8 protein-coding genes are annotated in these 11,620 nt (G+C 61.6%); 1 reads left to right on the forward strand and 7 read right to left on the reverse strand.

The genetic code is table 11. The features are described from left to right. Positions 1-301: 301 nt before the first annotated feature. The 4 genes from I6F38_RS25815 to I6F38_RS25830 all read right to left on the reverse strand — a co-directional run bounded on the left by I6F38_RS25815 (position 302) and on the right by I6F38_RS25830 (position 4,971). Entirely contained in the window at positions 302-622 is a 321-nt protein-coding gene (locus I6F38_RS25815; RefSeq protein ID WP_018272761.1) for a DUF736 domain-containing protein, read from the reverse strand. A 904-nt stretch (positions 623-1,526) separates the two neighbouring features. Then, positions 1,527-2,459, reverse strand: coding sequence for a DUF2493 domain-containing protein (locus tag I6F38_RS25820; protein ID WP_016843190.1), 933 nt, complete (start codon positions 2,457-2,459; stop codon positions 1,527-1,529). 338 nt (positions 2,460-2,797) lie between these two features. Beyond that, positions 2,798-3,820, reverse strand: a complete 1,023-nt coding sequence (locus I6F38_RS25825) for a toprim domain-containing protein (protein ID WP_225162319.1) — start codon at positions 3,818-3,820, stop codon at positions 2,798-2,800. Positions 3,821-4,008: 188 nt separating this feature from the next. Beyond that, positions 4,009-4,971 carry a zincin-like metallopeptidase domain-containing protein gene (locus tag I6F38_RS25830; protein WP_038375295.1) on the reverse strand — a complete coding sequence of 321 codons (963 nt, stop codon included), beginning with the start codon at positions 4,969-4,971 and terminating at the stop codon, positions 4,009-4,011. 1,045 nt (positions 4,972-6,016) lie between these two features. Between I6F38_RS25830 and I6F38_RS25835 the strand changes: the two genes are divergently transcribed. Continuing rightward, the gene (locus tag I6F38_RS25835) at positions 6,017-7,327 is read left to right on the forward strand and encodes a hypothetical protein (RefSeq protein ID WP_225162320.1); all 1,311 of its coding nucleotides are present in this window, start codon (positions 6,017-6,019) and stop codon (positions 7,325-7,327) included. Between the two features lie 40 nt (positions 7,328-7,367). On the opposite strand, the gene I6F38_RS25840 is transcribed toward I6F38_RS25835, so the two are convergent. The 3 genes from I6F38_RS25840 to I6F38_RS25850 all read right to left on the reverse strand — a co-directional run bounded on the left by I6F38_RS25840 (position 7,368) and on the right by I6F38_RS25850 (position 11,523). Next, complete coding sequence (locus I6F38_RS25840) at positions 7,368-8,147, reverse strand: enoyl-CoA hydratase/isomerase family protein (protein WP_225162321.1); 780 nt, start codon at positions 8,145-8,147, stop codon at positions 7,368-7,370. 80 nt (positions 8,148-8,227) lie between these two features. Next, complete coding sequence (locus I6F38_RS25845; RefSeq protein WP_225162322.1) at positions 8,228-10,327, reverse strand: molybdopterin oxidoreductase family protein; 2,100 nt, start codon at positions 10,325-10,327, stop codon at positions 8,228-8,230. 125 nt (positions 10,328-10,452) lie between these two features. Next, a complete protein-coding gene (locus I6F38_RS25850) occupies positions 10,453-11,523 on the reverse strand; it encodes a substrate-binding domain-containing protein (protein ID WP_225162323.1) in 1,071 nt (356 codons plus the stop codon). Positions 11,524-11,620 lie beyond the last annotated feature (97 nt).

The following is an 11,620-nucleotide window of genomic DNA, read 5'->3' on the forward strand; positions in this document are numbered from 1 at the left end:
CTGATCTGGAAGGCTCAAAGATCGAAGATGCCAGGAATTCGGAAAGTGCTGTAGACACCTGCCGCGGCCTACGGTGCGTGGTCGATCCCAGACCATTGCTGACACGGACTAGCGCGGAACACCTTCATCCTTAAGAGCGGCGCTGACAGACAGATGACGTAAATCTCTCTGTTCAGACGCTTCGTCGCTATCTAGTGCGCTAGTTTAATGCCTTAATCGCGGCTTGGCCGGCAATGTCTTGACTGCTGATGCAAAGAGCCCCGTCCGGCCACCGGACGGGGCTCTTTTTAGCGGTCGAACGTCAGTCGCCGTTCTTTCGCAGCCGCGACCAGATGAGGGTAAAGCCGTCACCTTCCTCGTCGTCGAACAGGTTCGCGTAGATCGGCGCGTTGAACGAGGGATCGTCGAGCTTGAGCGAGAGGTAGTCGCGGCCCTCCTCGGAGCGCTTCGACCAGGCGGCGCCGATCTCTGCGCGGCCAACGAAGATGCGATGGCTCGGGGCATTGTCGTTGGATCGGTTGGTCTCGGGTACGATCCTGACGCCCCTGGTCTGGAGGCTCAGGGTGACGATCTCGCCCTGCAACTCGCGGCCGACTTTCTTGAAATAACCGATGTTAGCCATGTCACTTCTCCTTGATGTTTCGAGGCGCGACCATCGCGGCCTCGATGGCGATCTACGGGCCAGAGACGAGCGACGACGCACCCGCATGCGGGCTGGAGCGCAGCGGAGGACGCCAGTGGGGAGACTTTCTTGTCCCGCGAGGAATGGGCGTTAGCCCAGGGGAAGAAAGTCGCCCCACGGCGTTGCGTTCAGGCGATCGAGGCGCAGCCGCTCTTAGGCCAGATCAAGCCATCAAGAGGCCAGGTGGTCTGTCATCGAACGGCATCCTCCAGAGAAGTCTTGGCCAACCTCGGCTGTGCTGCACAAGATGTCGCTGCGTTCGGGCGAAGAGACGAAAACAGACGCGAAGGAATAGGCGTAATTGATCGCCTTGAGCATTTGCGACAAGATGCCCGTGTGCTGCGTTGATCGTGCGAGCAAGGTGGGAGAAGTCAGGGACCAAGCGCTCAACGTTGGCCACGTTACCCGCGGTCTATCCCGCGGACCGATCAACGCCTCGATCGCGAGCAATTTCGATCGACAGACCGACTTATCCCCACCGCGCCTTGGCAGAAACAGTTGGCTAAGGTTCGTCCGGCCCGGGGGCCCCCCGATAGACCCTTCGGGCTCAGCAAGGATGGTCATCTGAAGCCAAGCCTTGGTGCCGATTGTTATAGCGCCGCAACACCTGTTGCCAAGAAGGCAAGGCGGGCGCAAAGCGCATCGCCCTTCAAATGAAATAGCGTGTCAGACGGAGCGCAGCGAAGTGAACCCGCGGACGTCGAGACCGGTCAAGAGGGTACCCGGGACAGAGGCAGTGATAGCGACGCCGGCATCGCAGATGCCGGCGGGCCCTGGCCCGAGTACCCCCGGCGAGACGTTCATTAAGGGGCCTCTTGATGAAGAGGTGCGCATGAAGCGGCGGTTACACACCGCCGAATCTCCAGACGGGAATGCCGAACTTCCGGGCCTTGTCGGCAAGGTTGTCTTGTATTCCGGAGCCAGGAAAGTGCATGACGCCGATTGGCAGCAGTGCGAGGATTGCGTCGTTCCGTTTGAACGGAGCCGCCTTGGCATGCTTGGTCCAGTCGGGCTTGAATGCGATCTGAGGTACCTTGCGGGTGGTGGCCCATTTGGCGGCGATCAGTTCGGCACCTTTCGGAGATCCGCCGTGCAACAAGACCATATCAGGGTACTTAGCATGGACCTTGTCGAGCCGATCCCAGACCAGGAAATGATCGTTGAAATCGACGCCTCCGGTAAACGCGACCTTGGACCCCGACGGCAACATCGCCTCGGTTTCCGCCCGATGCTTGGCAGCCAGGAAGTCGCGGCTATCGATCATCGCTGACGTGAGCGTGCGATGATTGACCAATGACCCGGCGCGGGGACGCCAGGGCGAACCGGTGTGAAGCTCGAATTGATCCGTGGCCAGTTCTCGAAAGAGCTCCATGGCATTGCGGCGTTCCATGAGTGTAACGCCCTCGGCGGTAAGCCGTTCGAGTTCAACCGATCCAACCTCCGATCCATTCTGTTCACACTGGCTCCTGCGTTGCGCCTGCTCATTGTCGTCGAGCTCACGTTCGATGCGGCCCGTGGCACGGTGGAATAGATTGACGGTCGACCAAAGCAGGTTCTCCAGGTCGGGTTCGAGCCGGGTGTCGCTCAAGGTCGCGACCAGGGCGTCGAACATGTCGGCAATGGCGCCCGCGATTCTTTTGCCCTCGGGAAGCGGTCTGGGATCGAGTTCGTCCTCGAAGGGACGATGGCCATAGAGCTGAAGCTCGTTGAGCAAATGATGCGTTGGTGATGAGGCATGCTGCGGCTCGAACTCGGTTTCGTCACGGTCGGTTGTCATGGTGAGGCTCCTTCTGCCCGATCGGCCGCGCCTATCGCGGTCTTCGTGGCGATCAAAAGGCGGCGGGCGGAGCGGACCAGAACCCAAAGGCGCAAGCCGGCGGGCCGAAGCGGAGCGGAGGATGGCGAAGGCCGGCTATTTTGCTTCGCGATGCAAAGGACCGCAGGGCCGGCGGAAAATAGCCGTGCGCAGCCATTGCAGGGCCGGTCCACCTGCCGTCCGATCGCCCTCTAGAAGGCCGTGGCGCGGTCCCGCCCGGCAAAGGTGATCTCGCATCGGCAGATCACGACGATCCGCGATCGAGAGATCGCCGCAATCTCGAATCGATCGCGGCTCATTCATGGCCGCAACTGGACGATGTCCCGAGGAGCGAGCTGATCCTGTAACGCCGCTCGGAATAATTCAGCGTCCAACTTGCAGAGGTCAGCGTTAAAGTCCTCGAACTTTGGCGAAAGAATGAAGACCTCGATGCCGACAGCCTCTGCGCGGCTCGTCAAGGCCATCGCTGCCGACATTCCAGCCGCGTCCGCATCGCGCGCGATGTAGAGCCTGCGTAACGACAGCGGGAGCAGTAGGGCGGCAAGGTGGTTGGCGGAAAGGGCTGCTACCATCGGCATGCTCCGCAACACGCAACGAAGCGACAGCATGGTTTCGATGCCCTCGCCTGCCACCAGCACGTCGTCAACTGACCCGAAACGCACCGCGTTACCGAGGAGATCGCCCATTGCACGCCGTGGTGTTTCGACCGGCGCCTTGCCCTGTCCCGACGGATGAAGCCAGGTCCGGTGTACGCCGGTGAAATGCCCCTTGAGATCGGTCGCGCGAGCGATCATTGCCGGCCAGAACAGGGGCGGAGAGTCCAGGTTGGGCCGATAGTAGCAACGCGCATGAAAGCGCAGCGCGCCGTCGTCGCGGATGGGCTTAATGCCGCGTTGCCGCAGATAGATTTGGGCCACAGTCCGACCGATCGGCTGTGACATGGTAAAGAGCCGACGTGCGGACTCTACAGATCCGCTTTGCCGCAGCAGACGATCAGCACCGACCGGTCGGGGATCGGATCGAGGCATGTTCAGGAACCGCCGCGCCTCCTCGAGGACGTCACGGAAATCGACCAACCCGCAGCTGGTCTTGATAATGTCGAGAAGGTCGCCATGCTCCCCGGTCGCGGCATCCGTCCACTTGCCGGCGGGCCCCTTGGGCGATTGGCTCAACCGGACGAACAGCGAGCGGCCGGGTGCATTTCTACAGTCCCCGACGACCCAATACCGACCCCGCCGGCAGCCGTTGGAGAGATAGTGTCGACACACCGCCTCGGCCTCACGCGCGAGGCGACGTGCCATTTCGGACGCAACGCGCCGCATTAGGCCACCTCCTCTTTACCTGCCCGAGCAACCGGATTCTTAAATGAGGGTGAAAGCACTCTCGTTTGGGCAGCCATTGTCATTTGAGGTCTCCATGACGGGCGACCGAAGGACCTCTCCCTCGGCCTCCAACCCATCATGGCGTCACGCGCCGCCCTCTTCCTCTCGAGTACGTCACCAAATGCCGATCATGCTTCCTGCTCGGCTCTGACAGCTATAGTCGGTGCGGCTAGGGATTGCTTTGGAACGAATCCGAGCAAGAAGTCGGCGGCTTTGCTCGCCTGCGATGCCGCACGCAGAATTGCGCGGTTATCCTCCCGCAGGATCTCAAGCCATGAGCCGATATAGTCGGCGTGGCGCACAGTCGGTACGATGCCGAGTGATGTGCAGCAGAATGCAGCACACAGCTCCGCAATCAATTCCTCCAATGCGTATCTCTTCGTACCATAGCAACCACCAAGATCGCGGTTGAGGCGCGAGGGATGACCGCTCGCGTGGCCAAGTTCGTGGAGCGCGGTGCGGTGCCAATTGATCGGCTCGAAGTAGGCTGCAGGCGGCGGCACTTGAACATAGTCATCAGACGGTGCGTAGAACGCACGGTTGCCACCGATACGGAAATCGATACCGGTCGCCTTGATCAAGGCCTCAACCGTTGGTTCAATCATGTCGGGTCGCTGCGGCGGTGCAGCGGTCGCAATTTCTGTGGGGAGTGCACCATCGCATTGGTCGACATTGAAGACGGTAAATCGTTTCAAAAATGGGACGGCTTGCGCCTCCTCCCCGGTCTCGTACGTGCGAATCCTCTCGTCACGCGGCACGAAACGATCAGCGTGAACGATGGTCGTGCCACGTTCACCCTTGCGGATGTGACTTCCGATCGTGAGCGCCTGACGGTAGGTGAGCCAGCGCTGACTTGAGAATCCACGCTCGCGGGCCGTACTCCAGAGTATCAGGACGTTCACGCCACTGTACGGACGATTCGTCGTGACGTTTTTCGGCATGACCGGGAGTGCTTTTTCTGCAGCGTTCTCCCATGGCTGAACCCAGGGTACATGGCCAGCCTCCAGCTCGGCGATGATCTTATTGGTAATTTCGTCATACAGGCTCAACCGGTCTTCCCTGGCGTGCGTCCGGGAATGGTGTTTGGACATTGCGGGTCTCCGCGACGGGCGCCGCGAGCCTCTCTCGCAACTTCCAACCCGTCACGGCCTCCCGTCGCCGCCCTCTTACTCTCTGCCCGTCCCTCCACCCGCATATGCGCGGGCAACGATCTCCAACTGACCGCGCCGATCGCGTCAGGGATGGACGCCCGAAGGGGGAAAATCCGGCGAAGCCGGAGTTTCAGCGCAGCCGACAGCCCGGCCCGCTAGGGCGACGTTCACCTGGCGAGTGGCAATTGCTTCATCAACATCGCGCTCACGGGGCAGCTTGGGTGGCTGGCGTTTCGCAATTCCGACAAACGAGAGCGCTTTTGTAGTCCAGATGCGAGATGAGCGACACACGTGTCGGAATACCAACTGACAATTCGCAAGTATCATCTGACTCTCGTCGAGCGGCGTTTTCCGTGGTCGATGCCAGGCTTCTTGCCGAGGAACTACCGCTCAGCTTGCTTCGCCCTGCGCAGCGTTCGCAATCGCTCGCGGGCCTGAACGGCATGTTTCTGGAGAGCGTCGATCGCTGTGCCATCGGCGCCGCATGCTGCAGCGTCGACGCCCAGCACTTATTTGCACGCCAAGCCCGCCGATTTCTGCATGAGCTTCTGATGGTACTATACCTCACAGCTCCCTCGTGCTTCGAGTTGGTGCACGAGGGGGAGACGAGGGTATGAGCACATGTCAGCAAGGAGCCCAAGGGATCACGCCGTTGCAATAGCTTCAGTGCGTAGACCGTTGTCGCATTGACGCGTGAGCTGACATCCGTGGCATCGCGTGCCGCCCTTCCCGCCCGCTATCCACCGATCGGCACCTGGCCTGCGCTCATGCCTGCCGACATGGCCGCTGCTTATCTGGGTTTCGCGGACACGCGCGAACTCGCGCGTGCCGTCGGCCGCGGTGAGGCACCGCCACCAATTGCCCATCGCAGAACTGGACGGGCTCGACAACCAATCTGGTCGAGAGCCGCCATCGATCACTTCAGTGCCCAATACGGAGGAGCAGCACCAGATAAATCAAAAAATGAAGACCTGGTCTCTCTTGTATGAATACGCTCGATGCCACGTCGAGGCCTCCTCGCTATTTCCGGTCGAAGCGACTGAAGGGAGGTCGACCAGGCTACTTCTTCGAGCCGCCGACTTGGGCCCGCAAGCAGGGTTGCCCCGTACATGCTGAAGCGTTGGGACAAGACTTCGCGTCAGCGGTCGAGCGAACTGAAAGTATTCTGCTGCCAGCTTTTGACAGCTGGCGTTCCGGAGGATTGACCGACATGCTTCCAGTGCTCCCTGTGCCCGGCACTTTCGACTGGCTCGTCAGCGTCTTCCGGGCGCACCAGCGATGGAGGGACATCGATCACAAGACACAGCGCTTATACAGCCAAGGTCTGCAACTCTTCGCCAATCACGAACTAAAGGACGGCAGCCGCGTCGGCTCGAAACAAATCACTGATTTCACCAAAGCATTTGTTGACGCGGTCTACGCGAAGCTCCTCGTCGTGCAATACAAGGACAGAGAAGGTAACGCCGCCAAGCGCGAACGTCGACGGTTCGCAAATGCAGCTATGACTGCTTGCAGACGCGCCTGGTTTGTTGGTCAACGCGCGCAAGAAACAATGGTACCACAGGTCAATCCCTTCTCGCGGATGGGCCTAAAATCCCGTGCGCCTGGGCAGCCCATGCGGGAGACACCCACGGCAAGCTGGGATGAACTAGCCGCGTTTAGGAAAGCTGCGAAACGGCTCGGATATCACTCTATTGGAACGGCCGCGCTATTGTCATGGGAGTGGTTGCAACGCGAGGAGCATGTTTTCGGCGCTTTCGAAATCGCGCACTATCGGCCAAAAGAGCGGTCAAACAGTGTAAGGATTGTGCATCCAAAGAATAACGAGGAAGCCTGGTGGCCTCTGTTCGATGACAAGGGCGGCCCCCTCTTCCCCGAGTTGGTGGCGGAACTCGATGCGATCAAAGGCTCTGTCGTTTCAGGATTGGTGTTCCGCCGTGATCATGCCCACCGCAAATCGTCTGCCTTGATCCCATGGATGACCGAGCGTAAGGACCTTCGCTATCTTCGGCATGTGGTCAAAAAAATAGTCATCGCGGCTGGTCTTCGGCACGAACTCTCATTTACCTCCTTTCGTCACGGCGGATTCACGGAAGGCGCCGATAGCGATCTCACGGACGCCGAACTACGCGCCGCCGGCCGCCATCGCTCGAGACAACAACTCCCAACCTATGCCAAACGCACGCGGAAGCAGCTGATCGCGGCCGCAAAGAAGCGCCGAGAGGAACGAAACAGAACGGCCCTCTCATCAGATTCTGCGCTCGCGTCGCATGATGCCCTCGTTTCAGGCAACTGACACGATTTCGCGTCACGAACGCTTGCGATCGGTCTACCGCCTAGCGCCCGGTCCATGTCGGCTTGCGCTTCTCACCGAACGCCTTGAGGCCTTCCTTGGCGTCCTCGGTCATCGCGAGCAGCGCGATCTGGCTTTCGGTGTAGGCGATGCTCTCGTCGAACGACATCGACGCGATCGCCCGCATCGCGTATTTGCCGCGGCGGATCGCCGTCGGCGACTTGTCGACGATGCGGCCGATCAGCCAATCGACCTTGGCGTCGAGCTCGGCTGCCGGCACCACATAGTTGAGAAGGCCCGCAGTCTGCGCGGCCTTGGCATCGAACGGCTCGCCGGTCAGCGCCCATTCGTTGACCAGGCGCGGCGGGGCGATCGATTGCAGCAGGCTCAGCACCTGCATCGGGAACACGCCGACCTTCACCTCGGGCAGGCCGAAGATCACGCCATCGGCAGCCACCGCCATGTCGGTCATGCATAACAGGCCCATGCCGCCGGCCATGCAGACGCCGCCGACCCGCGCGATCGCGGGCTTGGTCGCGCTCTGCGACAGCCGCAGCAGGTCGGCATAGTCGACATTGGGGCGCGAGAAATCCATCGAGAAGGCCGCGCCGCTGTTCTGCAGATCAGCGCCGGCGCAGAACGCCTTGTCGCCCGCGCCGGTGAGCACGATGACGCGGACGTCCTTGTCGTCATGCGCTTCGCGATAGCCCTTGGCGATGCCGGCGATCACACCGGCATTGAGCGCGTTGCGCTTGTCCGGGCGGTTGATGGTGATCCAGAACGCCTGCCCGCGCTTTTCGAGAAGAACGCTGTTGTCGGTCATGTTTCCTGCCTGTTTTCTTGGCCAATGTGCCGTTGTCAGCCGACATTTGCGGCAGGATCGGCGCCGACTGCAAGCAGGATTTATGCGGCGGCCGATGCCTTCCGGATCCAGACCTTGTTGTCGTGGAACGCGGCGCCGCCGAGCGGCGCGACGGCCTCCGCCCCGGTCAACATGTTGATGCCGCGCCCGCCGATATGGGACTTGTTCGGATGGATCGACTCGGCGATCAGCACGCCGCGGCGAACGCCGTCGAACAGTTTCGCGGTCAGCGTGGTCTCGCCGCGCGTGTTGCCGAGCGTCACCGCGTCGCCGTCGGCTATCGACAGGCTGGCTGCGTCGTCGGGATGGATCATCACGGTCGGCGCGCCCTCGCGGGCCTGCGACGACGGCGTCTCGTTGAAACTGGTGTTGAGGAAGCTGCGCGAGGGTGACGTCGCGAGCCGGAACGGATGCTGCGCGTCCGCCTCCTCGATGATGGTCCAGTGGTCGGGCAGCGAGGGCATCTTGTCCCACGCGCCCATCAGCCCGCCCGCGCCAACCGGCACCTTGCCCCAGTCGACCTTGAAGTGGAACTTCTTGTCGGCATGGGCAAAGCCGTCGAGATAATGCGACGCGCGGAAATCAGGTTGCAGGTCGCGCCAAATGTCGGCCTCCAGGGCCTCGATCGTGCCGTGCCCGCTCTTCTTCAAGGTCGCGTCGATCAGCTGGCGCGGCGTCATGTCGAAGCCGGGATGCACGGCGTTGAGCCGGCGACCGAGCCCCTGCATCACCTCGTGATTGGAACGGCACTCGCCGGGCGGATCGATCAGCTTCGGGCCGACCGAGATGTGCTGATGACCGCCGCCGTAATAGAGGTCGTCGTGCTCCATGAACATCGTCGCCGGCAGCACGATATCGGCCATCTGGGCCGTCTCGGTCATGAACTGCTCGTGCACTGCGACGAACAGATCCTCGCGGGCAAAGCCCTGGCGCACCAGCGCCTGCTCGGGCGCCACCGTCATTGGGTTGGTGTTCTGGATCAGCATCGCCTTGACCGGTCCGCCGCCCCGGAGCGCCTCGGCATCGCCGGTCAGGATACGGCCGATCTTGGACTGATCGAGCACCCGCGTCGAGGGATCGATCGCGTCGTGGCCTTCGATGATCGACTCGTCGAAACGCCAGATTGCGGCGTTGTTGAAGAACGCGCCGCCGCCCTCATACTGCCAGGCACCGGTCACCGCGGGGATGCACGAGGCCGCGTGCATCTGGGCGGCGCCGTTGCGGCTGCGGGTAAAGCCGTAGCCAAGACGGAAGAACGAGCGCTTGATCTGTCCGACCAGCCGCGCGAACTCCTCGATCTCCTCGACCGGTACGCCCGTGATCGCTGAAGCCCATTCCGGCGTGCGGGTCTTCAGATGCGCTTCCAGCTCGTCGGGGCAATCGGTATAGCGCGCAAGATAGTCGCGATCGGCAAATCCCTCGCGGAACAGCACATGCATCACGGCGCAGGCGAACGCGCCATCGGTCCCCGGCCGCAGCAGGATCTTGATGTCGGCCTGCTTCATGGTCTCGTTATTGTAGACGTCGACCGCCGCAATCTTCGCGCCGCGCTCCTTGCGCGCGCGGGATGCATGCGTCATCACATTGACCTGGGTGTTCACCGGATTGGTGCCCCAGATCACGATGAGGTCGGAGACGCCCATCTCGCGGGGATCGACGCCGGCGATCTTGCCGGTCCCGGCGGCAAAGCCGATGCGCGCGATGGTTGCGCAGATCGTGCCGTAGAAGCGCGAATACTTCTTCACATGCGACAGCCGGTTGAGGCCGTCGCGCATCACAAGCCCCATGGTGCCGGCGTAATAGTAAGGCCAGACCGACTCGGCGCCGAATTCCCGCTCGGCCGCGTCGAAGCGCGCCGCGATCTCGTCCAGCGCCTCGTCCCAGGAGATCCGCGCAAACTGGCCGGAGCCCTTCGGCCCGGTCCGGCGCAGCGGAAATATCAGCCGCTCGGCGTGATGAATCCGCTCGGCATAGCGCGCCACCTTGGCGCAGACCACGCCGGCCGTATAAGTCTGCTGCTTGGAGCCGCGTACCCTGCCGATCGAGCGGCCCTCGATCACCTCGACGTCGAGCGCACATGCCGAGGGGCAGTCGTGCGGACAGGTGGAATGGCGGATATCGACCTTGGCATGCTGGTTCATGGTCAAATTGGTAACATCAAACGTCGCCTCCGCCGAGGGGCATTATTGACCCAGCTCGCGCGAAATCCGGGCACGTGCCATGCGGCAGGCGCCCGGACGGGCAGTTATTGGTCTGAGCAGTCCCATCAGACTCGGAAGATGCGGGTATAATGCGATTTGATCGATTCCCCTTCCCGCTCCACCGCCACCGGATCGTCCTTCATCGTCTTGATGTCCTTTAGCGGCCTGCGTCCAGCCTTCTCCTTGGCCTGCGCGTGGACGGATCTGAGGCCGCCGATCTCGACATTGAGCTGTTGGCCCTCACGCCCGAGCGCGAAGGATTGAAACAGCCTGGCGGCATTCGGGTGCGGACAGTCCTTGAAGATCCCGTTAGGGCCGACGATGATCGGTGACCCCTCGGTGGCGTAGACCGGCTCGACCGGGCGGCCGGCCTCTTTCATCTGGAAGATGTTGTATTCGTTGCCGTCGGCCATGACAGCACGCTCGCCGAGATCGAGCTTCTTGGGTGGATCCGTCGAGGACTGCACCTGCATGATGTTCTGCTTGGCGAGCTTCTCGAAGAAGCTCCAGCCGAGATCGCGTTGCATCTGATAGGTCGCGGTCATGATGGTGCCGCTATAGCCGGGATGCGCCTTGACGATCTTGCCCTTCCATTTCGAATCCAGCAGATCGGCAAAGCTCTGGGGCGCCTCCTCGGCCTTCACGAGATTGGTGTTGTAGGCAATGATCGAAAGCCAGACCCGGAAGCTTGCGAATTGCCCGTCCGCATCACGATGCTCGTCGGGGTAGTATTTCGCGACCTCCTCCGGAACATAGGGCGCGAGAATGCCCTCGCGCTTCCACACGATGAAATGTGCGGCGTCGGAGGAATTGACGACATCGACGGCATGAATGTTGCTGGAATATTCCTGGCCGACCCGCTGGAACACACGCTCCGCCCCGGTGCGTTCGACGAGCACGGTGATATCGGGATATTTCGCTTCAAATGCCCTTGCCAGCTTCTCGGCAACCGGCAGATCGGTCGAGGTGTAATAGACGACCTGCCCCTCTTTCTTCGCTGCCTCGATCAACGTCGGCGTCACCGGTTCGGCTGGCGGCGCAGCAGCCAGCACGCGCGTTGAAAGGGCGGCCCCGGCCAGCACCGCGCCCGAGCCCTTCAGCATGTCGCGGCGCGATAGCCCAGGATGTTTCCTCATATGATTCCCCGCACGCGATGGCGAAGTTTGAGTACACCGTCCTCCCGCTCTTATTCCGATGCGCGAAAACGGAGTCTGTCGTCGACAGAAGCTTCAG

Source organism: Bradyrhizobium sp. BRP56 (assembly GCF_020194035.1).
GTDB lineage: Bacteria > Pseudomonadota > Alphaproteobacteria > Rhizobiales > Xanthobacteraceae > Bradyrhizobium > Bradyrhizobium australafricanum.